The sequence below is a fragment of the Leifsonia sp. 1010 genome (assembly GCF_031455295.1).
GTDB lineage: Bacteria > Actinomycetota > Actinomycetes > Actinomycetales > Microbacteriaceae > Leifsonia.
In genome coordinates, this window is sequence record NZ_JAVDSL010000006.1 from 1 (window position 1) to 24052 (window position 24052).

The following is a 24052-nucleotide window of genomic DNA, read 5'->3' on the forward strand; positions in this document are numbered from 1 at the left end:
CCCCGCCGCGCCGCCCGCGCCGCCGCCCCCGGGCGGCCCCCCCCTCCTAGTGGGGGAGTTTGGGTTTTCGCGCCGGTCAACACCCAAGCGCCCCCACGAATCTGTGGTGATCAGTCGGCGAGGACGGGGATGGGCTCGGCGTCGGCGAGGGCGGAGGCGGCCGACTCCGGCGCGGCGGCGCGGGCCGCTGCCCGGCGGCCCGGCAGAGCCAGCGAGATCAGGGCCGCGGCGCCGAGCACCCCGGCGCCGACCCAGACGGCCGGGATGGCCGCATCCACGTATCCGGTCGGCGTGAGCGTCCCGCCCGCGCCGGTGAACACCGCGGTGAGGACGGCGACGCCGAGCGCGACCCCGACCTCCCGGAGCGTCGAGTTCGTGCCGGACGCCTTGGCGTGGTCGGCCGGCCGCATGTTCGCGAGGACGGCCGTCGAGCTGGGCGCGAAGACGAGGCCCATGCCGATGCCGGCCAGGAGGAACGGGGGCCACATCTCCGAGTAGGGCAGCGTCGCCGACAGCGTCAGCGCGATCCAGCCCATCGACACGGCGAGAAGGGTCAGGCCGACGACCACCGGGAGGCGCGTCCCGGTCCGCGACGACAGCAGGCCGGTGAGCGGAGCGACGACCATCGGGGCGAGCGTCCACGGCATGGTCATCACGCCCGCCTCGAGCGGAGTGTGGCCCTGCACGACCTGGAGGAACTGGATGAGGATGAAGATCGCCCCGAAGATGCCGAAGCTGAACGTCACACCGACGAGGTTCGCCACCGTGAAGCTGCGGTCGCGGAACAGCCGGAGCGGCAGCAGCGGCGCCGACGTGCGCGACTCCCAGAAGACGAAGGCCACGAGCAGGGCCGCACCGGCGATCAGGGGGATCAGGACTTCGGCGCTGCCCCATCCCGCGTCGTTGCCGCGCACGATCGCCCAGACGACCCCGAGCACACCGGGTGCGGCGAGCAGCAGGCCGACGACATCGGCGCGGACGCGTGCTCCGAAGCTGTTCGGCAGGGCGAGGAGCACCAGCGGGACGGCGATGACGCCGAGCGGGACGTTCAGCCAGAAGATGGCCTGCCAGTTCCATCCCTCGACCACGGCGCCGCCGATGAGCGGGCCGAGCGCGACGCCGAGGCCGGAGATACCGCCCCAGATGCCGATGGCGGCGGGCCGCAGGCGCTCGCTCACGCTTCCGGCGAGCAGGGTCAGCGATAGGGGCAGGAGGGCCGCGGCGCCGGCGCCCTGGAGCGCACGGGCGCCGATGAGCTGCCACGGCTCGGTCGAGAGGGCCGCGGCCGCGCTTGCGAGCGTGAAGATCGCGATGCCGCCGAGGAAGACGGAGCGGCGGCCGAGCCGGTCGCCGAGGCCGACGGCCATCAGCATGAGCGTCGCGAAGGTGAGGGTGTACGCGTTGACCACCCACTGGAGCTCTTCGATGGAGGCGCTGAGGTCCTTGGCGATGACGGGCAGCGCGCTGGTGACGACGAGGTTGTCGAGGGTGGCCATGAACATCGGCAGCGAGGCGGCGACGATCGCCAGCCAGATCGGGATGCGCCGCGAGCGGGCGGTCGTGCTGCCGGCGTCGCGGGTGAGGGGAGCGGACATGCACGCCTCCAAGAAGTGTGGTGGATCGGGAAATGTGGTTATCGGATGATTACAAGAGCTGACACTAGTAATCGGCTGATAACCTGTCAAGCGTGACAGACAAAATCAGCGAGAGGATCCCCTCGGCCGAGCGCCGCGAGCAGATCCTCGAAGCCGCCAGCCGGGTGTTCGGCGAACGCGGCTACTTCGGCGCGACGACGGATCAGATCGCCAAGGCTGCGGGGATCAGCCAGCCCTACGTCGTGCGGATGTTCGGCGGCAAGGAGAACCTGTTCGTCGGCGTGCTGTCGCGGTCGCTCGACCGCCTGCTGGTCGCCTTCACCCGCACGCTGGAGGAGTGGAAGGCTGACGGTTCGCCCGCCGCCCCGACCGTCCCTTCTGTCACCGACGGCACGCCGGTCGCCGGCGCGCAGGGCGCACACGGCGAAATCGGCCGTCGCCTGGGCCTCGCGTACGTGAACCTGATCGAGGACCGCGGTCTGCTGCTGTCGCTCATGCAGGCGTTCAGCATGGGGCAGGACCCGACGATCGGCGCGAAGGCGCGCGACGGATTCCTCGCCATCTACCGGCTCCTGCGCGACGAGGCGGGCTTCGCGCCAGAGGAGGTGCGGTCGTTCCTCGCCGAGGGGATGCTGCTGAACACGCTCCTGGGGCTGCGGCTGCCCGATGAGTACGGCCGGGACGAGGCTGCGACGGAGCTGCTGGAGTGCACGTTCCGGACCAAGCTGGCGCTGGTGCTGGATGTCGCGGCCGAGAGCGGCGGGGGCGTCGCCGGGTCCGCCACGGCGAAGGCGCAGGGCGCATGACCGGCAGCGGTCTCATCCTCGTCGACAAGCCGGCGGGCATGACGAGCCACGACGTCGTCTCCCGGGTTCGGCGCGCCGCGGGAACCCGGAAGGTCGGCCACGCCGGGACGCTGGATCCGATGGCGACCGGGCTCCTCATCCTCGGCATCAACTCGTCCACGCGCTTGCTGACCTACATCGTCGGCGCCGACAAGGAGTACCTCGCGACCATCCGGCTGGGGGCGTCGTCGACGACCGACGACGCCGAGGGCGAGCTGGGGGAGCAGGCGCCGCAGGCCGCGCTCGACGCGGTGACCCCCGAGGCGATCGCCGCGGGCATCGCCGAGCTGACGGGCGAGATCGAGCAGATCCCCTCGTCCGTCAGCGCGATCAAGGTCGACGGCAAGCGCGCGTACGCCCGCGTGCGTGCGGGCGAAGCGGTCGAGCTGAAGCCTCGCGCGGTCACCGTCGCGGAGTTCGAGCTCATCGCCAGCCGCCGCGTCGCGGGCGCGATCGACCTGGACGTACGGGTCGTCTGCTCGTCGGGGACGTACATCCGCTCGCTCGCCCGTGACCTCGGCGCTGGCCTCGGCGTCGGCGGTCACCTGACGGCGCTGCGTCGCACCCGGGTCGGCGCCTACGACGTGCGCGACGCGCACGACCTCGCTACGCTCGACGCGGACGCCGCGCTGATCCCGGCGGTGGATGCGGCCGTCCGGCTGTTCGAGCGGCTCGACCTCACCGAGCAGCAGGCGATCGACCTGACGCACGGCCGTCGCATCCACATCGCCGACCGGGAAGGCGCAGGCGGTGTGCCGGTCGCGGCCGTCGCCCCGAACGGAGCGCTTGTCGGACTCATCGAGTTCCGCGGAAAGGAAGCACGGACCCTGGTGAACTTCCCGACGGACGAAGCGGTCGGCCCCGCATGATCGAGTGGTTCGTCACACTCCAGGTGATCGTCGCGTGCGCTGCCGGCATCCTGTGCATCGTGCTCGGGCTGATCGGTCGTCTGCCGGGCGACGTGTCGATGGGCGCGGTCGCGCTCGTAGAGGTGCTGCTGCTGCTGCAGCTGGTCATCGCGATCATCGCGCCCGCTGCGGGCAATCCGCCGTCCGGCAGCCTCGCCGAGTTCTACATCTACCTGATCTCGGCGATCATCCTGCCCCTGGCGGGCGGATTCTGGGCCCTGGTCGAGCGCAACCGGTGGAGCACCGTCATCCTGGGCGGCGTCTGCCTCGCCATCGCGGTGATGGTCTACCGGATGGGTCAGATCTGGTTCGTGCAGGGCGCGTGACCGTCTCCGCGGGCAAATAGAATCGAAGGCGATGTCCCACCACACCATGTCCGCGCGCACCGACTCCGATCCGTCCTCCCCGAGGCGGCGGATGACGGGGGTGGGCCGGGTGCTCGTCTTCGTCTACGGCGTACTGGCGCTGGCGGCGACCGGCCGCAGCGTATTCCAGATCATCGACCGCTTCCACGAGGCGCCCGTCGCGTTCACGCTGTCCGGGCTCGCCGCCGTCGTGTACATCGTCGCGACCGTCGCCCTGATCGCACCGGGCCGCTTCTGGTACCGCGTCGCGTGGGTCACCATCAGCTTCGAGCTGGCCGGGGTGCTGATCATCGGCACGCTCAGCCTGTTCGCGCCCGCCGTGCTCGGGCTGCACGACATCGACCCGTTCGGCCGCGACGCCACAGTGTGGTCGGTGTACGGGATGGGGTACCTGTTCATCCCGCTGGTGCTGCCGGTGCTCGGGATGCTGTGGCTGCGGAAGCACCGGCCGGCGGACGCTCCCGGAGATGGTGCGGCGGCTGTGGCCGACGCGGGGGCGGCCTCGTGAAGGTCTTCCATGCGGTCTCCGAGGTGCCCGACGGCTGGGGGCCGAGTGCCGTCACCATCGGTAAGTTCGACGGGGTGCACACCGGCCACCGCGCGGTGATCGACCGGCTGCGCACCGTCGCCGCGGAGCGCGGACTCGTCTCGACGATCATCACGTTCGACCGCAACCCGCTCGAGGTGCTCGCTCCCGACAAGTGCCCGCCGTCGCTCGTCAGCAACGCGCAGAAGCTCGACCTGCTCGCGTCGACCGGCGTCGACGCCACCCTCATGGTCACGTTCGACCGGGCGCTCGCGGGGCTCGAGCCCGAGGAGTTCGTGCACCACACCCTCGTCGACCGGCTGCATGCCGCGGCGGTGCTCGTGGGCAGCGACTTCCGGTTCGGTGCGCGCGGCGCAGGTGACGTCGAGCTGCTCCGGCGGCTCGGCGAGACGTACGGCTTCACCGTCGAGCTCATCGACGACGTGCGGCCGGAGCACGGCCGGCGGGTCTCATCCACCTGGATCCGGGAGCTGCTCGCCGACGGCGACGTCGCGCACGCGACCCAGCTGCTCGGCGCCCCTCCGACCGTGCGCGGGCTCGTGGTGCACGGTGCGGCACGCGGGCGCGAGCTGGGCTTCCCGACCGCGAACCTCTCGCCGGAGTCGGAAGGACTCATCCCCGCCGACGGTGTCTACGCCGGCTGGCTGACCGACGCGGGGGAGCGGTACCCGGCCGCGATCTCGGTCGGCAACAACCCGACCTTCGAGGGCGTTCCGCAGAAGCAGGTGGAGGCGTACGTGCTCGACCGCGAGCTCGACCTCTACGACCACACGGTCGAGGTCGCCTTCGTCGAACGCATCCGCGGGATGGTCGCGTACACGGGCATCGAGCCGCTCATCGCGCAGATCGCGGACGACGTGGAGCAGGCGCGGCGCATCCTCGGCGTCGTCCCGGCGGCCGACGCCGACGAGCGCTCCTGATGGCGGGCGTGAACCCGGCTGCCGACCGGCGGCCGCTCTGGCACGGGCGCGCGATCGCGCTGCTCGGCATCCTGCTGGTCGCGGCGAACCTCCGCACCGCCGTCGCCGCGCTGTCGCCGATCTTCGCCGAGATCCGCACCGACTTCGACGTGTCGAGCATCGGCGTCGGACTGCTCGGGATGCTGCCGCCGGTGTGCTTCGCGGTGTTCGGCCTGGTCGCGCCGACCTTCACGCGGCGGCTGAGCCTCGAGGCCGTCGTCGTGCTCGCGCTCGGCGTCATGCTGGCCGGCCACCTCATCCGTGCGGCCGCGCCCTCGTTCGCGGTGCTGGCGATCGGGTCGGCGGTGACCTTCGCGGGCATGGGCGTCGGGAACGTGCTGCTGCCTCCGCTGGTCAAGCGGTACTTCCCCGACCGGATCGGGTTGGTCACTTCGTTGTACGCGACCATCATGTCGGTGTCGACGCTGCTGCCGCCGCTCGTCGCGGTTCCGGTCGCCGATGCGGCCGGATGGCACGTCTCCGTCGGGATGTGGGGCGTGGTCTGCGCGCTCGCCATCCTGCCGTGGCTGCGCATCCTGATCACGCACCGTCCGGCTCATCCCGACCGCGATGTGGAGGTCGAGAAGGCGCAGCCGGCGATGGCGGGGCGCGTCTGGCACTCGCCGCTCGCGTGGGCGATGGCCGTGCTGTTCGCCGTGTCGAGCCTCAACGCGTACGCGATGTTCGCGTGGCTTCCGGAGATCCTGCACGACGTGGCCGGGCTGACCCCGCTCGAGGCGGGAGCACTGCTGTCGGTGTATGCCGGGATGGGCATACCGGCCGGGCTGCTGGTCCCGATGCTGGCCGCGCGGATGCGGAATGTCGCCTGGCTGATCTACGCGGGCGTCGCGTTCTTCGTCCTCGGGTACCTCGGTCTCATCCTCGCGCCCGGCGTCGCGACGTGGTTGTGGGTGGCGCTGGCCGGGCTGGGGCCGCTGCTGTTCCCGCTGTGCCTCGTGCTGATCAACATGCGGACGCGGACGCACGCGGGCTCCGTCGCGCTCAGCGGGTTCACGCAGGGTCTCGGCTACACGCTCGGCGCCCTCGGCCCGCTCGCGGTCGGCGTGCTGCACCAGCTCACGGGCTCCTGGACGCTCGCCCTCGTGGTGCTGACCGCCACGGCTCTCGCCGCCGCCGCGGCCGGCGCCGTCGCCGCCCGCCCCAAGTACCTCGAAGACTGACCCCCGCCCCAAGCCAACAGCTCCTGACTTTTTCCGCGAATCCGGCTGAAATCGGCGGAAAAACTCAGGAGCTGATGGCTTGGGGGTGGGGGATTAGGGGAGGAGGGAGGCGCGGTGGATGAGGGCGGCGGCCCCGATGAGCGGACCCTCGGAGGAGAGAGCGGACGGGACGATCCGCACCTTGCGCACGAACGGGAAGTAGTGGTGCTCGATGACCTCGCGCATGTGGTCGAAGAGGTCCGGCGTCGAGTGCGAGAAGCCTCCGCCGATCGCGACGAGCTCCAGGTCGAGCAGCGCCGTGGCCGACGCGATCGCGCGGCCGACGGCCTCGCCGGTGCGGGCGATCGCCTCGCGCGCGACGAGGTCGCCCGCGACGTACGCCGCCGCCAGCTCCTCGCCGGTCGTGCCCTCGAAGCCCTGCTGCCGCGCCCACGCGACGGTGTGCGGCCCGGAGGCCATGGCCTCCAGCGCGTACGGGTTGCCGAACGTGTCCTCGCCCTTGATGTCGCCGACCTCGACGTGCCCGATGTGGCCCGCATTGCCGGTCGGGCCGGTGATCACGCGGCCGCCCACGATGAGCCCGCCGCCGATCCCGGTCGAGATGACCATCCCCATGACGTTGTCGACGCCCTGCGCCGCGCCCACCCAGTGCTCGGCCATGGTGATCGCCACGCCGTCCATCTCGAGGGTCACGGGAACGTCGAGGGAGAGCTCGGCGGCGACACCGGCGACAAAGTCGCGCATCGGGTAGTCGCGCCAGTGCGGCACGTTGAGCGGCGAGACGAGTCCGCGCTGCCGGTCGATCGGGCCGGCGCTACCGATGCCGACGCCGATGATGGCGGCGTCGGAGGGGAGGGATGCGGCGGCCGCGCGCACGACGCCGCCGACCGACTCCTCGAGCTCCGGGACGGTGGCGTTCCGCCCGGTCGGACGGCGGTGCCGGGAGCCCTCGACGAGGCGGCCCTCCGCATCCACCAGGGCGGCTTCGACCTTCGTTCCGCCGAAGTCGACGGCCAGGACGTAGGGGGTGGGCGCGGTGGCGGCTGTCAGCGCGGGGTCTGCGAGCAAGGGGTCTGTGGGCACGACCCAACGATAAACGAAACGGCCACTGCTCATTTGAGCATCCACCACGCACATGTTGCTCACGCGCGCACGCCGTTCCTAAGCTGGACGGGTGGCCCTGAACGATTCGGACGAGATCCTCGCCGTCAAAGCCGCGGAACTGTACTACGAGGCCGGCAAGACGCAGGACGAGATCGGCGTCGCCCTCAACGTCTCGCGCTGGAAGGTCGGCCGCCTGCTCGTCGCCGCCCGTGAGCACGGCTTCGTGCGCATCGAGATCGTCCACCCCAGCGCGCGCCGCTTCTCGCTCGAACGCGAGCTGTGCGGCTTCTACGGCCTGATGGATGCGGTGGTCGTGCCCGCGGCGGAGTCCGACTCCGAGGTGCAGGGCCGGGTGGCGCAGGCCGCCGCCGACTACCTGACCACGCTGCGTCCCGTCCCGCGCACGCTCGGCGTGAGCTGGGGCCGCACGCTCCATGCCGTGGCCGCACGCTTGCGGCCGGGCTGGGCCGTCGGGGTCAACCCCGTGCAGATCAACGGAAGCGTCTCGTCCACGCGCCAGGCGACCGCCGCCGCCGACACGGCCGTCGTCATCGCGCGCAAGGCGCAGGGCACCGCGACCCTGCTCCCGAGCCCGGCGATCTTCGAGCACGCCGCCACCCGGCGGGCGATCGAGGCCGACCGCTCGGTGCAGAGCGTCCTCGAACTCGCCCGCGACGCCAGCGCCTATCTGTTCAGCGCGGGCGTCGTCGACACCAGTTCCGTCCACGTCGACTCCGGCTACCTCTCGGTGGAGGATGTCGCCGCACTCGCCGAGAAGGGCGCGGTCGGCGACGTCGTCGGCCGCTTCATCACCGACGACGGACAGGTCGCCGACCCGGAGCTCAACTCGCGGACGCTGGGGCTCAGCCTCGACGAGCTCCGCTCGGCCCGCACCTCCATCGCCGTCATCGCCGGGGAGGCCAAGCACCGCGTCGCCCACGCCGTCGTCGCGAGCGGCCTCTGCACCACGCTCATCACCGACGAATCCACCGCCAACGACCTGCTCGGGCGCGCGGCGCCCGGCACCACCGCTCCGTAGCATCCGAGCTGCACCACCTGGAGGAACACGTGACCATCGAGACAACGCCGCCCGTGCGCACCCTCGCACCCGCGGCCCGCGCCGTCGAGGTGCTCGGCGGCGACCTGACGGAGGGATCGCTCCGGCGGTACCTCAACGGCATCCCCGGAGTGGATGCGGTGGGCCTGGAGCAGCGCGCGGCCGGCCTCGGCACCCGCTCCATCAAGACCACCAGCAAGAAGTGGGCGCTCGACACCGTCATCGAGCTGATCGACCTCACCACCCTGGAGGGCGCCGACACCCCCGGCAAGGTGCGGTCGCTCGCGGCCAAGGCGCTCACGCCCGACCCGTCCGACCCGTCCACTCCGCGCCCCGCCGCGGTCTGCGTCTACGGCGACATGGTGCCGTACGCCGTCGAGGCCCTGGGCGCCGCGCACGCCGGCGCCGTCCGCCGGGCCGGAGGCACCGGGGGCGTCAACGTCGCCGCCGTCGCGACCGCCTTCCCCAGCGGACGCGCCTCCTTGAAGGTCAAGCTGGCCGACACGGCGGATGCCGTCGCCGCGGGCGCGGACGAGATCGACATGGTCATCGACCGCGGCGCCTTCCTCTCCGGTCGCTACGGGCTCGTCTTCGACGAGATCGTCGCCGTGAAGGAGGCCTGCCGCCGCGAGGACGGCACGTACGCGCACCTCAAGGTGATCCTGGAGACGGGCGAGCTGAACACGTACGACAACGTGCGCCGCGCCTCCTGGCTGAGCATCCTCGCCGGCGGCGACTTCATCAAGACGTCCACAGGCAAGGTGTCGCCCGCCGCGACGCTCCCGGTGACCCTGCTGATGCTGGAGGTCGTGCGCGACTGGCACCGGCTCACCGGCGAGGAGATCGGCGTCAAGCCGGCCGGCGGCATCCGCTCGTCGAAGGACGCCATCAAGTACCTCGTGACCGTGGCGGAGACGGTCGGCGAGCAGTGGCTGCAGCCGCACCTGTTCCGGTTCGGCGCCTCCAGCCTCCTGAACGACGTGCTCCTGCAGCGCCAGAAGCTGGCCACCGGGCACTACTCCGGCGCCGACTACGTGACGATCGACTGAAAGCTGACCAGACCATGAGTTTCCTCGAATACGCACCGGCTCCCGAGTCGCGGTCGATCCTGAACCTGCGCGACCAGTACGGCCTGTTCATCGACGGCGAGTTCGTCGACGGGCACGGCACGCCGTTCCAGACGATCTCTCCCGCGACGGAGGAGCGCCTGGCGACCATCGCCACCGCCGACTCCTCCGACGTGGATGCGGCCGTCGCCGCCGCCCGCCGCGCCTACGACCGCGTCTGGTCGCGGATGAGCGGCAGCGACCGCGGCAAGTACCTCTTCCGCATCGCGCGGCTCGTCCAGGAGCGCGCCCGCGAGCTCGCCGTGGCCGAGAGTCTCGACAACGGCAAGCCGATCAAGGAGAGCCGGGATGTGGACGTCCCGCTCGTCGCCGCCTGGTTCTTCTACTACGCGGGATGGGCGGACAAGCTCGAGCACGCCGGCCTCGGCCCCGCGCCCCGCGCGCTCGGGGTCGCCGCGCAGGTGATCCCGTGGAACTTCCCGCTGCTGATGCTCGCGTGGAAGATCGCCCCGGCCCTCGCCGCGGGCAACACGGTCGTGCTGAAGCCGGCCGAGACCACCCCGCTGACCGCGCTGCTGTTCGCCGAGATCGTGCAGCAGGCCGACCTCCCGGCGGGCGTCGTGAACATCGTCACCGGTGCCGGGGAGACCGGGCGCGACCTGGTCGCCCACCCGGACGTGAACAAGGTCGCCTTCACCGGCTCCACCGCCGTCGGGCGAGAGATCGCCCGCACGGTCGCCGGAACATCCAAGAAGCTGACGCTGGAGCTCGGCGGCAAGGCCGCCAACATCGTCTTCGACGACGCCCCCATCGACCAGGCGGTCGAGGGCATCGTCAACGGCATCTTCTTCAACCAGGGCCACGTCTGCTGCGCGGGCAGCCGTCTGCTGGTGCAGGAGAGCATCCACGACGAGGTCGTCGAACGGTTGAAGAGCCGCCTGTCGACGTTGCGCCTCGGCGATCCGCTCGACAAGAACACCGACATCGGCGCGATCAACTCGGCCGAGCAGCTGCAGCGCATCCGCGAGCTGTCCGACATCGGAGAGGCGGAGGGGGCGGAGCGCTGGACGGCGGACTGCGAGATCCCCGAGAACGGCTTCTGGTTCGCGCCGACCATCTTCGACAACGTGTCCACCAGCCACCGCATCGCCCGCGAGGAGATCTTCGGCCCCGTGCTGTCGGTGCTGACCTTCCGCACCCCGGCCGAGGCGATCGCGAAGGCGAACAACACGCCGTACGGGCTGTCGGCCGGCATCTGGTCCGAGAAGGGCAGTCGCATCCTGGCCGTCGCCGATAAGCTGCGGGCCGGCGTCGTCTGGGCCAACACCTTCAACCGCTTCGACCCCGCCAGCCCGTTCGGCGGCTACAAGGAGTCCGGCTACGGCCGCGAGGGCGGTCGCCACGGTCTGGGCGCGTACCTCGTGCCCGGCCGCTCGTCGGCGCCCGCGTCGCCGCTCCGCATCCCCGCCGTCCGCCCGACCCGCAAGGGAGCCTCCAAATGAGCCGACTGGCTGTTCCGAAGACCTACAAGCTGTACATCGGCGGGAAGTTCCCGCGCAGCGAGTCCGGCCGCACCTACGAGGTCGTCTCCGCGAAGGGCGCGTTCCTGGCGAACGCGGCCAAGGCCTCCCGCAAGGACGCCCGCGACGCGGTCGTCGCCGCGCGTGCTGCCGTCTCCGGCTGGTCCGGCGCCACCGCCTACAACCGCGGCCAGGTGCTCTACCGGATCGCGGAGCTGATGGAGGGGCGTCGCGCCCAGTTCATCGACGAGATCCAGAAGTCCGAAGGCGTGTCGGCGTCCGCGGCGACCGCGCAGGTCGACGAGGCCATCGACCGCTGGGTCTGGTACGCGGGATGGGCCGACAAGTTCGCGCAGGTCGCGGGCAACGCCAACCCGGTCGCCGGCCCGTACTTCAACATCTCGGTGCCCGAGCCGACCGGCGTCGTCGCGATCGTCGCACCGCAGGACTCCAGCCTTCTCGGGTTCACCAGTGCGGTCGCCCCCGCGCTCGTCGCCGGCAACACGGTCGTCGTGATCGCGAGCGAGCGCTTCCCGCTCTCGGCGATCAGCCTCAGCGAGGTGCTCGCGACGAGCGACGTGCCGGGCGGAGTCGTCAACATCCTGACCGGGTCGCCGGCCGAGATCGCGCCGTGGCTGGCATCGCACGCCGACGTCAACGCGCTCGACCTCGTCGGCGCGGGCGACCTCGACTGGGTCGATCTGCAGATCGCCGCGGCCGACACGCTCAAGCGCGTCCTCACGCCCGAGAACGGCCCGGACGCGGCCGCGCCGTCGCTCGACCGGATCTCCTTCTTCACCGAGACGAAGACGGTCTGGCACACGAAGTCGCTGCTCTAGCCCGCTCGCGCCCGCTTTCCTTCCCCTCGTCGCGGATGTGGGGGAGGATGGGGGCGAGGAACGGGGACACGGTATGACGGATGAGTGGAGACCCGAACGCGGTGAGCTGGCCCTCGTCGGCGACAGCCTGACGCAGGGAGGCGACTGGGATGCGCTGCTCCCGGGCGAGGCGGTCCGCAACTTCGGGATGGCCGGAGACACCACCGACGACGTGCTCGCTCGGCTCGGTGACGTGATCGACACGCGGCCGGCCCTGGTGGCGCTCCTCATCGGCACCAACGACCTGGCCTGGCGCCGCTCGGTGGAGCACGTCGTGCGCAACGTCGAGACCATGCTCGTCACTCTGCGCAAGGAACTGCCGGAGACGCGCATCCTCGTCCAGTCCGTGATGCCGCGCGGTCACGAGTTCGCCGACCAGATCCGCGACATCAACCGACACCTGTGGCAGTTCGCGCCGACCGTGCACGCGGGCTGGCTCGACCTGTGGCCGGCGATGGCGCTGGAGGACGGCGAGCTGAACCCGGCGTACACCGAGGACCGCCTGCACCTGAACGCCGAGGGCTACCGCGTGTGGGCCGGCGAGCTCGTCCCGGCGCTGGAGCGCCTCCGCGAGCTGCCCCCGTCGAGCCGCGCCATCACCCTCCCCGACCTCGGCGGCGCCGCCTAACCCCTCCCGCGCCTCCCCCCTCCGCCCACCGTCGAGTGCGCAAACTTTGCACGCGACGCCCCGCGGGGGCGTGCAAAATTCGCGGACTCGACGGTGGGCGGATCAGCGGCGGAGCGCACGGCACGCGAGATGCACGGCGAGGCGCGTCTCGGGGTCGGACAGGTCGAGACCGAGCAGCTCCTGGGCGCGGGCGACGCGTGTGGAGACCGTGTTTCGGTGGAGGCCCAGGGCCTCGGCGGTCGCGGCGATGCCCGACTCGTGATCCAGGTACGCGGCGAGCGTCTCGACGAGTTCCGGCCCGCGGGCGATCAGCGGGGCCAGCAGGGATTCGGCGGCCGGGACGAACGTGTCGCTCTCCGTCCACGACAGCAGCAGCTGCTCCAGTCCGAGCGCGTCGATCCGCACGAAGTAGCCGGTCGCCGAGCGGCCCGCGGCGATGCGGGCGGCATCCGACGCTCCGTCGATCGTGGCGACCAGCCCCGCCGCTCCGCTCTCCAGCGTCCCGACACCGGTCGCGACGTTGAACACCCGGCGGGCGGCGGTGTGCACTGCCAGCAGTGCCCGCACGCTCTCCTCGACGCGGCTCGGCGGGGGAGGCGCGGCGAAGCTGAGCCAGCCCGTCACGCCGCGTCCGCTGGTGGCGGCGTGGGAGTCGACGGGCAGCACCGTCAGCTCCCTGGTGACTAAGCGCAGCAGCTGGAGTGTGTCGACGCGGGAACGCCCGACCAGCCGGAACCCCAGGTGGTATCCGGTCGTGCGCCAGCCGCGCTCGAGCATCCGCTGCTCCAGATCGGAGTCGCGGCTGTCGCGAAGCTCGAGGAAGTCGCGCAGCAGGCCCGACGCGACGGCGGCATCGTTCACGTCGGCGACCTCGTCGATGAGGATGCGCGCCGCCACCGCCGGCATGGCGACCTCCGCCGCGACGGCCAGGGCGCTCAGCTGGACGGGTCCCAGACCCTGCCCGAACACTGCCAGCCGTAGGCCCGCTCGGCTCGGGCTGTCGACGCGGACGGAGGCGGCGGAGCCCTCCGGCAGCTCGACCGTGCTGATCCACGGGCCGAAGTCGATCGCGGCGTGAACGGCAGGCGGGAGCGACTCTCCGGCCTCCAGCAGCACGCCTTCGCTGTCGATCAGGGCGACGCCGTGGCCGACGCTGGCCGAGAGGTGCCGCAGCAGGTCTGCGAGGTTGTCGGCGTGGTACTCGATCGACTGCGCGACGCGGCGGACGTAGCCGAGGGTGAGCGCATCCCGGCCCTCGCGCAGCTCCCAGCCCGCACGCGCGAGCGCCATCGGGTCGGTCGCGCCGAGGAGCGCCAGCCCTAGACGCTCCGCGAGCGAGCGGGTGCCGCTGCCGAATCCCTCGGCCTCCGGGAGCACCAGCCCCCGGTAGCCGCGGTCGCGCACGCGGCGCACCAGCGCATCCTGCTGCCACGGCGTCGCCGGAGGCGGGACGGTGAGCACCGCCAGTCGTCCGTCGCCGTCGGCCGGCAGCCCGGACTCGTCCGCGGCGACGATCAGCTCCCGCCAGACGACCGATGGATGCGCTCCGGCGATCCCGCGCAGCCCGCCGTTCGCGGGATGCGCGAACAGCGCGGCGAGGTCGAGTCCGTCGCTCACGCGGGCACCTCCAGCCCGCGCAGCCCAAACCCGGCGGGCGTGATGTGCCGTTCCCGGTCGGGGGAGGACGTCCACCATGCCGGGGCCTCCAACGCCAGAACGATCACGTTGCGGGCGAGGGTGATCTCGTCGACCTGGAGGACGTCGCCCGAGACCGAGTCGAGCGCCACGATGATCTCGGGGCTCGCGGCGGTGGTCACGCCGTCGCGCACGACGGCCAGCAGCTCCGACCGCGCCACCAGCCGAAGGAGCGCGCCGCCATCGTCGTCGAGCTGGATGGCGCTCACGTACGGGTCTTCGATCGAGGCCTCGACTCCGGCCACACGGCCCGTGCCGAGGAGCCGAGCGCCGAGCGCTTCCGCGAGTGCGGCCGGCGCCAGGCTCCGGTCGGCGCCGCCTTGGCCGAGACGGAGGGCCCGCGTGGGGGTGCCGAGCACCCCGTGCTCGGTGAGATCGCCGACGGTGAACCCGGCGATGAGCACGGCGCCCGCACCACCGGCCTGCACGATGGCGGCGCGCACTTGGCTCTCGACATCGGCCGGGCGCGCGGTGTCGATCACGACGACACCGCCTCCGGTGTCGCAGACCGCGACGACGCCGGGCACCACATCCACCAGCAAGGAGATCTGGTCGAGCCGGGGAAGCGCGCGCCCCATCAGGTCGGCGTCCACCAGCTCGAGGCGGTCGGCCAGGAGCAGCGGGCTGAGCCCGTTCATCCCGGCTCCCTCGAGCCCGCACACGGCGCGGGCGCGCACGCCCGTCCAGCGCTCGGCGGCGGCCAGGAGCGGCCCGAAGGCGTCCGCGGCGGGAAGACGCTCGGTCAGGAGGTAGGTCGACCCGGCGAACGCCACCGCGACGCACGGCGTGGACGGGTCGAACTCGTCCGGCTCCCGCAGGGTGATCGGCCAGATCGGGGCGTCCTGCACCATGAGCTCGAGCATCGTGGTGGCCCCGCCGCCTCCGGAGCCGAGCAGGGAGTACCCCCGGGCGAGAGCCGGCAGGCTCTCCTGACCGAGAGTCCTCATGCCCTCCAGAGTAGGCGGAGACCGCCGCGGCGACGGCGTCAGACCAGCGCCTGCGCCGTCTCGACGGGCACGAACTCCTCGGTCAGCCCGAACGCGCGCGGGCCGAACGCGGCGAGCGCCGCGGGCGTCCGCATCATCTCCGGGGTGGAGATGCCGAGCACGCGCACGCGCTGTCCGTAGCGCAGACCCTCGGTGGTGATCGGCTCTCCCGACTCGATGTCGGTGACGCAGATCAGGTCGGGCACGATCGCGACGAGCTCGCCGTCGCGATGCGCCGTGAGGTTCTCGTTCTGGAAGCGGATCTCGAGCGTGCTGCCCGAACCGCCGGAGCCGCTCGGGCCGCTCGTCGCGTCGAGCGACGAGATCGTCGCCCGGCCCTTCGCGAAGCCCTCGGTGGTGCGGCGCTCCACGTCCGTCACCTTGCCGGCGAACAGCTCCCGTACCTCCGAGTACAGCGTGGTGGAGAGGGTCTGCGCGATCGCCTCGAAGGGCGAGCGGTGCTCCTCCCGCGCCTCCCGGATGGCCCGGCCCAGGGCGAGCGCCATCGAGAGCGTCCGCGGGACGGCGGTGCGCTTCACGTCGGCGCCGCTCATCGCGTACTCCGCGATGTGCCCGACCCCGCCCAGCCGGATGGTGATGCCGCGCGCCAGCCACTCCATCTGCCGGTCGTCGTCGCCGGTGTCGATGATGACGGTCTCGCCGCGCTCTCCGGCAAGCGCCAGGGGAGAGCCGTGCACGCCGTACACGGCGAACGTCTCCATCGAGAGCTCGGGGAACGCGCGTCCCATGCCGTCCGCATCCACGACCGGCAGTCCGGTCTCCGCGGCGACGATCAGCGGGATCATCGAGTTGATGCCACCGCACTCGATCGGCATGGTGGCGTCGGCGGACCGGCCGAGGTGCGCCTCCAGCGTCCGCAGCGCGAGGGTCGGCTCCGTGCCCGCCGGGATCTTCTCGATCATCACGGTCGGAGCACCCATCTGCGCCGTCGGGATGACGAACGTGTCGTCCGCGAGGTCGTCCGGGTCGAGGATGGTGATGCCGCGCTCGCCGAGGGCGCCCTCGCTCAGCACCCGGGCGACGAGCATCTGACCGATGTACGGATCGCCGCCGCCGCCGGTTCCGAGGAGGGTCGCGCCGCGGGCGAGGTCCGGGAGGTCGGCCGCCGTCAGCGTCCAGCTCACGCGGTCACCCCCTCGAGGGTGCGCTCGACGGTTCCATCGAAGCGGTGTGACGGCAGGTCGTAGCCGAAGTATCCGGGGCCGACCATGGCGAGCGCCTCGGCGCTGTGCCAGCGCGGGTCGCTGGGCGCGGCGATCACCCGCACCCGCTGGCCGTACCGGAGCCCCTCGGTGGTGATCGGCTCCCCGCTCTCGGCGTCGAGCACGATGATCAGATCGGGAGTGGTCACGAAGACCTCGTCGCCGGACCGGGCGATCAGGTGCTCGTTCTGGAAGGCGAGGTCGAGCGACGACTCCGCGCCCTCGATGCGGGCGCGTCCGCGGGCGAACCCGGCCGTGGTGCCGCGTTCCACATCCACCACCTTGCCGGAGAAGAACTCGCGGCCGCCGAGCAGCTCGACGGTCGCCGCGACCGCGTCGGTCTTCGCCGCGCGGGCGGCGGTGATCCCGGAGCCGATGGCGAGGCAGTGCGTGAGAGACCCGGGGACCAGCGCCTCCCGGGCGACCGCGCCGCTCATCGGGAAGCCCGAGATCATGATCGAGCAGCCCATCTCGACGCACGCGACGCGGGCGATCCGCTCGGTCCAGTGATTGTCGGCGGTGTTCAGCACGCCGACGTTGCCCTTCTCGTCGCCGAATGCCAGCGGGGACGCCGTGACGCCGTACAGGGTCGGCAGCACCATCTGCAGCTCGGGGAACGCGCGGCCCATGCCGTCGGCATCCACCAGCGGCAGCCCGAGCGCGGCGGCCGCGGCCACCGGGATCGTGGAGTTGACCCCGCCGATCTCGGCGCACGCCACGTGGGTGACCGGCCGGCCGAGGTAGGTGCCGAGGGCATGGACGGGTGCGATCACCTCTTCGAGGCTGGGTAGCTTCTCGACCATGACGGTCGGGGCGCCCATCATCGCGACGGTCAGCACCAGGGCGTCGTCGGGCACCTCGTCGAGGGAGACGACGGTCACCGGTCCGTGCTCGGCGAGCGCCTGGGCGGCCAGCAGCGACCCGATGTACGGGTCTCCGCCTCCTCCGGTTCCGAGCACCGCGGCGCCGCGGGCGAGCTCGGCGATGCGGTCGGCGGTCAGCGTCCAGCTCATACCCGCACCTCCATCGCCAGGTCGCCGACGGCCTTGACCCGGATGCGGGTCGCGTTGCCGGGCAGGTACGGGATGGGCACCTCGTCGAAGTCGACGATCGCGACCGACGTGGGGGAGGCGCCGGCCGCGATCGCCTTGTCCACCGCCTCCGCCCGAACGGCGGCGATGGCCTCCTCGCGGCGGCCGGGCTCGACGGCGTACACCTTGTCGATCTCGCCCCCGACCTGTGCGATGGATGCGCCGATCGCGTTGGCGACGGCGTAGTTGTCGGGCCGATGCACGGCTCCGAAGATCGGCAGCTCGTCCGGCAGCAGGATCGAGCCGCCGCCCACCGCGACGACGGGGATGGGGTCGGGGGAGGTGCGCATCCGGTCGACGGCCTCCGCGACGCGTTCGGCGATGCGGTCGAGCACCCGCTGCACGAACGCGGGGTCGAGGTGGGCGACCTTCGCGGGGTCGCCGATGTCGGCGCGGCCGGCCGCGACGGCGATGTCCGTCGCGGTCAGGGTCGAACCGCCGAAGACGAGGGCCTCGGAGGTCAGGCGGTAGCCGACCGACTCGGGCCCGACCTCCGCCGTCTCGGTGTCGACGATGGACCCGCCGCCGATGCCGATCGAGAGCACGTCCGGCATCCGGAAGTTGGTGCGGACGCCGGCCACCTTGACCTCGTTGGCGGTCTCGCGCGGGAAGCCGTTGACGAGCAGGCCGATGTCGGCCGTCGTTCCGCCGATGTCGACCACCGCGCAGGTCTCGAGGCCGCTGGTGAGGGCGGCACCGCGCATGGAGTTGGTCGGACCGGATGCGAAGGTGGCCACCGGGTAGAGGCGCACGTAGTCCTCGTCCATCAGCGTCCCGTCGTTCTGGCTGAGGAAGATGGGCGCGTCGATGCCCTGGGCGCGCACCGCCGAGGTGAGGCCGTCGACGATCTCGGAGGCGAGCTCGCGCAGCGCCGCGTTGATGATCGTGGCGTTCTCGCGCTCGAGCAGACCGATGCGCCCGATCTCGTGCGACAGCGAGATGGCGACGCCGTCGCCCAGCTCGTCGGCGAGGATGGCCGCCGCCTGCGTCTCGACGTCGTGGTTCACGGGCGAGAAGACGGATGAGATGGCCACCGACCGCACGCCGTTGGCCGCCATGTCCGCCGCGATGCCCTTGAGCTCGGCGACGTCGATCGGCGAGATGGGACGGCCGTCGAACTCGTAGCCGCCGTGCGCCAGGTAGCTCCGGCCGCCGATCGCACTGATGAGCGACTCCGGCCAGTCCACCAGCGGGGGAAGGGCGCGCGTGGCGGGCAGGCCGAGGCGGAGGGCCGCGGTGGGCGCGAGCCGCTTCGCCTCGACGAGCGCGTTGATGAAGTGCGTGGTGCCGATCATCACCGCGTGGATGTCGTCGCCCCGGAAGTCCCGCGCCGCCCGCAGCGCTTCGATCGCGCTCACGATGCCGCTGGTGACATCCGGGCTCGTCGAGTTCTTGACGCCGGCCAGGGTGGTCCGTCCGTCCATGAGCACTGCGTCGGTGTTGGTGCCGCCGACGTCGATGCCGATATGCATGTTGTGTCGCTTTCTGTGGTGATGGGGCGGTTCGGGAGCTGGGCTCAGTTGGAGGCGACGGCCTCGGGGCCGGAGGGGGCGTCCGCCGCGGGTGCCGTCGTCGCTTCGTCCGCACCGGCCGGAGCCTGGATGGTGGTGGCTCGGCCGACGCCGCGGACCCAGCCGAGCTTGCCGGCGATCGTGTAGAGCACGATCGAGAGCAGCAGCGACCAGATGGCGGGGATGCCCCAGGTCACGAAGTAGCCGACCAGCGAGGAGACCAGCCACACGACCAGGGTGACGGGGACGATCCGCGGTGCGTGCTCGGGGAGGCGGCCGGAGGCCCGGGTGGCGTCGAGGTCGCCGCGCCAGCGGCGGACGAAGAAGTACTCGGCGACTATGATGCCGGCGATCGGCGGGAAGGCGACGCCGAGGATCGTGAGGAAGCCGGTGAACTGGGCGAGGATGCCCGCGGCGGCGAGCACGGAGCCGACGATGCCGAGCACGATCGTCGTGGTGACGCGGTGCAGGTTCTTCGAGATCGCGGTGGAGATGAAGTTGACCAGTCCGAGCGTCGACGAGTACAGGTTCCAGTCGTTGATCTTCAGCGTTCCGGTGATGACGATGATGAGCCCGACGAAGCCGATCGACGAGGTCACGATCGCGACGATGTCGCCGCTCGCCGCCGCGTGGGCGAGCAGCACGCCGGCCAGGCCGATGACGAACTCGCCGAGCGTCACGCCCAGCACCGTCTGCTTGACGACGTCGGCCCGGCTGCGGTTGAACCGCGTCATGTCGGCCGTGATGATCGCGCCGACGATGAGGCCGCCCGCGACGATCCCGGTTCCCTGCCAGACCGACATCGTCGGACCGGGCGCGGGCGACGTCAGCAACTCGCCGAGCGGGTGCTTGCTGAGCTCGCTGATGATCGACCAGCCGACGAGGATGAGGAACAGCGGGACGGTGATGTTCGCCAGCCATTGCATCCCGACGAAGCCGCACGCGACGATGGCGGTGACGGCCAGGCCGAACAGCAGGCTCCAGACCCACACCGGCATGACGCCCGGCATGAGCACGTTCAGCGACTGGGCGGAGATGGCGGACTGGATGCCGAACCAGCCGATGAGGCTGATGCCGATCGCGAGGCCGACGAGGGAGGCGCCGATCTCGCCGAAGCCGGTCCAGCGGGCCAGGAGGGCCGTGTTCAGCCCCTCCTTCTGCCCGATGATGCCGACGATGCACATGATCACCTCGAGGATGATCGAGCCGAGGAGCAGCGCGAGCGCCGCTTCGCCGAAGGTCATGCTGTAGCCCAGGGTCGCCCCGAGCAGGAACTGCGAGAGAGCCGAGACCTGACCGAAGCGCTGCACCGCGATCCCGAACCACGGCTTGCGCGCGTCGGGGGTCACACGGGAGAGGGCGAAGTCGTCGGCATGAGCTGTGCGTGCCATTGGGTGTCCTTCATACGGGTGGAGGGGGACGGTTGCCCGAAACCGTAGCTGCGCCCTCGCCCGCCACGGAATGTGCACCCCGCACGACTTCGCCCCGCCCCTGTGCACTTCGCACACCCTCCGCCCCCGCCGTCGAGTCCGCAAACTTTGCAGACGCCGCGCCGTCGCGATGTGCAAAGTTTGCGGACTCGATGGTGGGCGGAGGGGCGGATTGGAGGTGGGTCAGGAGGCGCGGAGCAGGTGGGTGTAGACGGCGATGCCGCGGCGCCAGGTGGCGACGTGGATGCGCTCGTCGCGCGCGTGCAGCGCGCCCCGCTCCTCGGCGCTCAGCTCGAACGGGGTGAACCGGTAGACCGCGTCGCAGATGCCGGTGAAGTGCCGGCTGTCGCTCGCGCCGAGCATGATGTACGGCGTCACCACGGCGCGCGGGTGCACGGCTCCGATCGCGGTCGCGAGACGGTCCCACTCGGGGCCGTCCGCGGGGGAGACGGGGGACGGCTCGCTCGCGTCGACCGCCTCCACCCGGACGGCGTCGTCGCGGATCGCCCGGCGGATGTGGTCGAGCGTCTCGGCGACCGACGACCCGACCGCGATCCGGGTGTTGACCACGGCCTCCGCCCTCTCGGGAAGCGCGTTCGCGGCGAGGCTCCCGCGCAGCTGCGTCACGGCGGTCGTGGTCCGCACGATCGCCCGCGTCTCGTCGCTGAGCCGGCCGAACACGACACGCAGCGCGGGCTGCAGCCGGCGGGCACGCGTGAAGACGGCGCGCAGGGGACCGGTCGCGTGTGCGCCCAGCGTCTCCACCATCCGCAGGTTCGTCTCGGTCAGGCGGGCGGGGAACGGCCGGTCGTTGAGGCGGGTGATGGCGCGCGCGAGCCGGACCGTCGCGGTCGTCTTCGGGGGAGTGGAGGCGTGACCGCCGATCTGCTCGACGGTGAGCCGTACGCTGGTGATGCCCTTCTCGCTGACGCCGATCACCGCGATGGGCTTGCTCACGCCCGGGAAGACGCGTTCGACGACGGCGCCGCCCTCGTCGAGGACGAGTGCCGGGCGGATGCCGCGCTCGGCGAGCACCGAGGCGATCGTCCGCGCTCCCGAGCCGACGGTCTCCTCGTCGTGTCCGAAGCTCAGGTACACGTCGTTCGCCGGCTGGAACCCCTCCCGCACCAGCGCCTCCACCGCCTCCAGGATCGCGACGAGCGCGCCCTTGTCGTCGATCGCCCCGCGCCCCCACAGCAGCTGCTGCTCGCCCGAGCCGGTCAGCTCGGCGGCGAAGGGCGGATGCGTCCAGCCCTCCTCGGTCGCGGGAACCACGTCGTAGTGCGCCATGAGAACGGTGGGCGCCCCGTCGCTCCGGCCGCGCCAGCGGTACAGCAGGGAGTGTCCGTGCCGCTCCTGCTCCAGGGCGCCGTGCAGGGCCGGGTAGAGCTGCGGCAGCGTGGCGACGAACTCGTCGAACACCGCCCAGTCGGTCTCCTCGACGGCGTTGCGGGACATGGTGGGGATGCGCAGCAGAGCCCGGACGCGGTCGAGTGCTTCCGCGGTCACTCGCCGGCCGCTTCCCGGAACGCGTCGAACGCCTCGTCGGAGAAGAGGACGAAGCGCACGTGCTCGACCGAGCCGACCCCGGAGGACAGCACGGCGCGGACGGTACTGATGGCGATGCGCGCCGCGTCATCCATCGGCCAGCCGTAGACGCCGGCCGAGATCGCGGGGAAGGCGACGCTGCGGGCGCCGAGCTCGCGGGCGACGCGGAGGGACGAGCGGTAGGCGTTCTGCAAGAGAGGGGTGCGGTCCTCGCTGCTCGACCAGACCGGCCCGACCGCGTGGATGACCCACTTCGCCGCGAGGTCGCCTGCGGTCGTCGCGACGGCCTGGCCGGTGGGCAGGCCGTCCGGGAGGGTCGTCGCGCGGAGCTCGCGCGTGGCCTCCAGGATGGCGGGTCCACCGCGGCGGTGGATGGCGCCGTCGACCCCACCGCCGCCGAGGAGCGAGCTGTTGGCGGCGTTGACGATCGCATCGACGGTCTCGTCGGTGATGTCGCCGCGGACGATGCGGATGAGCTCTTCGCGGTCACTCATGCGCTGCGCCTAGCCGCGGTTGTTGGAGAGCTCGTACACCTTGAGCAGCTCGACGATCGCGTCGTCCCGTGCGCTGCCGCCCTCCTCGAACATCTCGGAGACGTGCGTGCGGAGGTGGTTCTCGACCAGCAGCTTGTTGAGCGAGCCGAGGGACTTCTGGATGGCGAGGGACTGCGTGATGATGTCGATGCAGTAGTCCTCGTTCTCGATCATCTTCTCGAGGCCCCGGAGCTGGCCTTCGAGGATGCGCGTGCGGTGCAGCGCCCGCTTCTTGATGTCTGCGATCACCCCCTCAGGATAGCCCCGGACGGCGCATACCCGGCCGGGGTACGCCGCCCGGTTCGCGCAGCGCATCTCGACGGCGTGTGCGCGCGGTGGACAGACAAGTATCCCCCTAATGGGGGGCGTGTGTGGACATACCGGTGGGTCTATCCTCCACGTAGGGGTTGAGAAATATTCGTTTAACAGGAAAGGCCCGACTTTGCTGAAGAACCTCAGCCCGCTGCTGTCCGGTGCGCTCTTGAGCGCGCTCGACGCGATGCATGATGGCGCGACGCTTACCCTCGTCGGCAGCGGCTACCCGGAGGACAAGATAACAACGCCCGTCGTTCACCTCGGTGACGACGTCACGACTGAGGCCGCCGCCGAGGCGATCCTCTCCGTGTTCCCGCTCGACCAGGACGATGCATCGCCGATCGTGTTCCTCGACCTCACCGACGAACCCTACGACGTACCCGACGTCGCGTTCGCCGTGAACGGGATCGCATCCGACGCCGAACTCCGTCGAGTCCCGATGACCCGCCTCGAGCTCGAACCGTTCCTCGAGCTCGCCCGAAACTCCAGCGTCACGGTCCGTGTCGGATCCGACGCGCCGCCCTGCGCATTCCTGTTCCGCCGCGGAGTGCTGTAGCCGACAGCGACCCGCACCACACAGCGTCGCCCGCCCGACCGGAGAGAACGTCTCCGCCATCGGGCGGGCGCACCATTTCCGGCATCCGGGTGCGTAGAGTTGACTCCCGATGCCCGCACCCCACACTCCGCAGCAGCCCGCCTTCAACCGCGCCGCGCTGGTCCCCGGCCTGCTCGGGGCGATCGTGCTCCTCGCCGGCCTCGCCCTGATCGGCGGCGAGTGGTACCTGTACGTGCGCTACGCGGTCAGCATCCTCGCGCTCATCCTCTGCGTCTTCGCCGGACAGGCGCGGATGTGGTGGTGGTTCGCGGGCCTCATCCCGCTCGCCGTGGTCTGGAATCCGGTCTGGCCGCTGCCGCTCGACGGCGTCGCGCTGCAGGGCCTCTCGATCGCGGGAGCCGTCGTATTCGTCGCGGCGGCGGTCACGATCAAGATCCCCGCAGACACGCGTCGCTGAACGGCCGGACATCCGGTAAAATGGGTGGTGCGCGGCCATCCTGTGTCGCGCTC

Annotated in this window: 24 protein-coding genes; 13 read left to right on the forward strand and 11 right to left on the reverse strand. The window is 71.4% G+C overall.

The annotated features are described in order from the left end of the window. Positions 1-110: 110 nt before the first annotated feature. Positions 111-1595 carry a DHA2 family efflux MFS transporter permease subunit gene (locus J2Y42_RS18115; RefSeq protein ID WP_309861461.1) on the reverse strand — a complete coding sequence of 495 codons (1485 nt, stop codon included), beginning with the start codon at positions 1593-1595 and terminating at the stop codon, positions 111-113. Positions 1596-1687: 92 nt separating this feature from the next. On the opposite strand from J2Y42_RS18115, the gene J2Y42_RS18120 reads away from it, so the two are divergent. Genes J2Y42_RS18120 through J2Y42_RS18145 form a run of 6 tightly spaced genes read left to right on the forward strand, consistent with a single transcriptional unit; the run spans position 1688 to position 6400 of the window. Further along, a complete protein-coding gene (locus J2Y42_RS18120) occupies positions 1688-2401 on the forward strand; it encodes a TetR/AcrR family transcriptional regulator (RefSeq protein ID WP_309861464.1) in 714 nt (237 codons plus the stop codon). Further along, the gene (truB, locus tag J2Y42_RS18125) at positions 2398-3309 is read left to right on the forward strand and encodes a tRNA pseudouridine(55) synthase TruB (RefSeq protein WP_309861467.1); all 912 of its coding nucleotides are present in this window, start codon (positions 2398-2400) and stop codon (positions 3307-3309) included. The genes J2Y42_RS18120 and truB overlap by 4 nt, the downstream gene beginning before the upstream one ends. After that, positions 3306-3674, forward strand: coding sequence for a hypothetical protein (locus J2Y42_RS18130; protein ID WP_309861469.1), 369 nt, complete (start codon positions 3306-3308; stop codon positions 3672-3674). Before truB ends, J2Y42_RS18130 begins: the two co-directional genes overlap by 4 nt. 31 nt (positions 3675-3705) lie before the next feature. Next, positions 3706-4221 (forward strand): hypothetical protein, encoded by a 516-nt coding sequence (locus J2Y42_RS18135; RefSeq protein ID WP_309861472.1) that lies wholly within the window; start codon positions 3706-3708, stop codon positions 4219-4221. Then, positions 4218-5180, forward strand: a complete 963-nt coding sequence (locus J2Y42_RS18140; RefSeq protein ID WP_309861475.1) for a bifunctional riboflavin kinase/FAD synthetase — start codon at positions 4218-4220, stop codon at positions 5178-5180. Before J2Y42_RS18135 ends, J2Y42_RS18140 begins: the two co-directional genes overlap by 4 nt. After that, the gene (locus tag J2Y42_RS18145; RefSeq protein ID WP_309861478.1) at positions 5180-6400 is read left to right on the forward strand and encodes an MFS transporter; all 1221 of its coding nucleotides are present in this window, start codon (positions 5180-5182) and stop codon (positions 6398-6400) included. The genes J2Y42_RS18140 and J2Y42_RS18145 overlap by 1 nt, the downstream gene beginning before the upstream one ends. Before the next feature lie 93 nt (positions 6401-6493). Here J2Y42_RS18145 and J2Y42_RS18150 read toward each other — a convergent pair whose 3' ends face one another. Continuing rightward, positions 6494-7468 carry an ROK family protein gene (locus J2Y42_RS18150; protein WP_309861609.1) on the reverse strand — a complete coding sequence of 325 codons (975 nt, stop codon included), beginning with the start codon at positions 7466-7468 and terminating at the stop codon, positions 6494-6496. Between the two features lie 106 nt (positions 7469-7574). Here J2Y42_RS18150 and J2Y42_RS18155 point away from each other — a divergent pair, with 106 nt between their 5' ends. The 5 genes from J2Y42_RS18155 (at position 7575) to J2Y42_RS18175 (ending at position 12654) form a co-directional block, all read left to right on the forward strand. Further along, positions 7575-8543: a sugar-binding transcriptional regulator gene (locus J2Y42_RS18155; protein ID WP_018190379.1), complete on the forward strand. Its 969-nt coding sequence runs from the start codon at positions 7575-7577 to the stop codon at positions 8541-8543. A 29-nt stretch (positions 8544-8572) separates the two neighbouring features. Further along, on the forward strand, positions 8573-9610 hold the full coding sequence (gene deoC / locus J2Y42_RS18160; protein WP_309861482.1) for a deoxyribose-phosphate aldolase: 1038 nt from the start codon (positions 8573-8575) through the stop codon (positions 9608-9610). A 14-nt stretch (positions 9611-9624) separates the two neighbouring features. Then, positions 9625-11130 carry an aldehyde dehydrogenase family protein gene (locus J2Y42_RS18165; protein WP_309861485.1) on the forward strand — a complete coding sequence of 502 codons (1506 nt, stop codon included), beginning with the start codon at positions 9625-9627 and terminating at the stop codon, positions 11128-11130. Beyond that, positions 11127-11987: an aldehyde dehydrogenase family protein gene (locus J2Y42_RS18170; protein ID WP_309861488.1), complete on the forward strand. Its 861-nt coding sequence runs from the start codon at positions 11127-11129 to the stop codon at positions 11985-11987. Before J2Y42_RS18165 ends, J2Y42_RS18170 begins: the two co-directional genes overlap by 4 nt. 73 nt (positions 11988-12060) lie before the next feature. Beyond that, positions 12061-12654, forward strand: a complete 594-nt coding sequence (locus J2Y42_RS18175; protein ID WP_309861490.1) for an SGNH/GDSL hydrolase family protein — start codon at positions 12061-12063, stop codon at positions 12652-12654. A gap of 102 nt (positions 12655-12756) precedes the next feature. Here the strand turns inward: J2Y42_RS18175 and J2Y42_RS18180 are convergent, their stop codons facing one another. The 9 genes from J2Y42_RS18180 to J2Y42_RS18220 form a co-directional block, all read right to left on the reverse strand. After that, the gene (locus J2Y42_RS18180; protein ID WP_309861493.1) at positions 12757-14271 is read right to left on the reverse strand and encodes a helix-turn-helix domain-containing protein; all 1515 of its coding nucleotides are present in this window, start codon (positions 14269-14271) and stop codon (positions 12757-12759) included. Beyond that, complete coding sequence (locus tag J2Y42_RS18185) at positions 14268-15296, reverse strand: DUF917 family protein (RefSeq protein ID WP_309861496.1); 1029 nt, start codon at positions 15294-15296, stop codon at positions 14268-14270. The genes J2Y42_RS18180 and J2Y42_RS18185 overlap by 4 nt, the downstream gene beginning before the upstream one ends. A gap of 38 nt (positions 15297-15334) precedes the next feature. Continuing rightward, positions 15335-16480 (reverse strand): DUF917 domain-containing protein, encoded by a 1146-nt coding sequence (locus J2Y42_RS18190; RefSeq protein ID WP_309861499.1) that lies wholly within the window; start codon positions 16478-16480, stop codon positions 15335-15337. Continuing rightward, a complete protein-coding gene (locus tag J2Y42_RS18195) occupies positions 16477-17571 on the reverse strand; it encodes a DUF917 domain-containing protein (protein ID WP_309861502.1) in 1095 nt (364 codons plus the stop codon). The genes J2Y42_RS18190 and J2Y42_RS18195 overlap by 4 nt, the downstream gene beginning before the upstream one ends. Then, positions 17568-19121, reverse strand: a complete 1554-nt coding sequence (locus J2Y42_RS18200; RefSeq protein ID WP_309861504.1) for a hydantoinase/oxoprolinase family protein — start codon at positions 19119-19121, stop codon at positions 17568-17570. The genes J2Y42_RS18195 and J2Y42_RS18200 overlap by 4 nt, the downstream gene beginning before the upstream one ends. 44 nt (positions 19122-19165) lie before the next feature. Next, entirely contained in the window at positions 19166-20551 is a 1386-nt protein-coding gene (locus tag J2Y42_RS18205; protein ID WP_309861506.1) for a cytosine permease, read from the reverse strand. Between the two features lie 222 nt (positions 20552-20773). After that, complete coding sequence (locus J2Y42_RS18210; RefSeq protein WP_309861509.1) at positions 20774-22099, reverse strand: M20/M25/M40 family metallo-hydrolase; 1326 nt, start codon at positions 22097-22099, stop codon at positions 20774-20776. Further along, positions 22096-22632 carry an O-acetyl-ADP-ribose deacetylase gene (locus J2Y42_RS18215; protein WP_309861512.1) on the reverse strand — a complete coding sequence of 179 codons (537 nt, stop codon included), beginning with the start codon at positions 22630-22632 and terminating at the stop codon, positions 22096-22098. The genes J2Y42_RS18210 and J2Y42_RS18215 overlap by 4 nt, the downstream gene beginning before the upstream one ends. A gap of 9 nt (positions 22633-22641) precedes the next feature. Further along, the gene (locus tag J2Y42_RS18220) at positions 22642-22920 is read right to left on the reverse strand and encodes a metal-sensitive transcriptional regulator (RefSeq protein WP_018190392.1); all 279 of its coding nucleotides are present in this window, start codon (positions 22918-22920) and stop codon (positions 22642-22644) included. Between the two features lie 193 nt (positions 22921-23113). Between J2Y42_RS18220 and J2Y42_RS18225 the strand changes: the two genes are divergently transcribed. Both J2Y42_RS18225 and J2Y42_RS18230 read left to right on the forward strand, forming a co-directional pair. Continuing rightward, positions 23114-23542: an RbsD/FucU domain-containing protein gene (locus J2Y42_RS18225; RefSeq protein WP_309861516.1), complete on the forward strand. Its 429-nt coding sequence runs from the start codon at positions 23114-23116 to the stop codon at positions 23540-23542. Between the two features lie 109 nt (positions 23543-23651). After that, the gene (locus J2Y42_RS18230) at positions 23652-23999 is read left to right on the forward strand and encodes a DUF6804 family protein (RefSeq protein ID WP_309861519.1); all 348 of its coding nucleotides are present in this window, start codon (positions 23652-23654) and stop codon (positions 23997-23999) included. The last annotated feature ends 53 nt before the right edge of the window (positions 24000-24052 follow it).

What these genes read in the sequence shown, in the direction of transcription:
- J2Y42_RS18205 (WP_309861506.1), bottom strand. Translation starts at nt 20,551, where the DNA reads ATGGCACGCACAGCTCATGCCGACGACTTCGCCCTCTCCCGTGTGACC.
- J2Y42_RS18185 (WP_309861496.1), bottom strand. Translation starts at nt 15,296, where the DNA reads ATGAGGACTCTCGGTCAGGAGAGCCTGCCGGCTCTCGCCCGGGGGTAC.
- J2Y42_RS18195 (WP_309861502.1), bottom strand. Translation starts at nt 17,571, where the DNA reads ATGAGCTGGACGCTGACCGCCGACCGCATCGCCGAGCTCGCCCGCGGC.
- J2Y42_RS18215 (WP_309861512.1), bottom strand. Translation starts at nt 22,632, where the DNA reads ATGAGTGACCGCGAAGAGCTCATCCGCATCGTCCGCGGCGACATCACC.
- J2Y42_RS18170 (WP_309861488.1), top strand. Translation starts at nt 11,127, where the DNA reads ATGAGCCGACTGGCTGTTCCGAAGACCTACAAGCTGTACATCGGCGGG.
- J2Y42_RS18145 (WP_309861478.1), top strand. Translation starts at nt 5,180, where the DNA reads ATGGCGGGCGTGAACCCGGCTGCCGACCGGCGGCCGCTCTGGCACGGG.
- J2Y42_RS18230 (WP_309861519.1), top strand. Translation starts at nt 23,652, where the DNA reads ATGCCCGCACCCCACACTCCGCAGCAGCCCGCCTTCAACCGCGCCGCG.
- J2Y42_RS18175 (WP_309861490.1), top strand. Translation starts at nt 12,061, where the DNA reads ATGACGGATGAGTGGAGACCCGAACGCGGTGAGCTGGCCCTCGTCGGC.
- truB (WP_309861467.1), top strand. Translation starts at nt 2,398, where the DNA reads ATGACCGGCAGCGGTCTCATCCTCGTCGACAAGCCGGCGGGCATGACG.
- J2Y42_RS18115 (WP_309861461.1), bottom strand. Translation starts at nt 1,595, where the DNA reads ATGTCCGCTCCCCTCACCCGCGACGCCGGCAGCACGACCGCCCGCTCG.
- J2Y42_RS18165 (WP_309861485.1), top strand. Translation starts at nt 9,625, where the DNA reads ATGAGTTTCCTCGAATACGCACCGGCTCCCGAGTCGCGGTCGATCCTG.
- J2Y42_RS18130 (WP_309861469.1), top strand. Translation starts at nt 3,306, where the DNA reads ATGATCGAGTGGTTCGTCACACTCCAGGTGATCGTCGCGTGCGCTGCC.
- J2Y42_RS18135 (WP_309861472.1), top strand. Translation starts at nt 3,706, where the DNA reads ATGTCCCACCACACCATGTCCGCGCGCACCGACTCCGATCCGTCCTCC.
- J2Y42_RS18200 (WP_309861504.1), bottom strand. Translation starts at nt 19,121, where the DNA reads ATGCATATCGGCATCGACGTCGGCGGCACCAACACCGACGCAGTGCTC.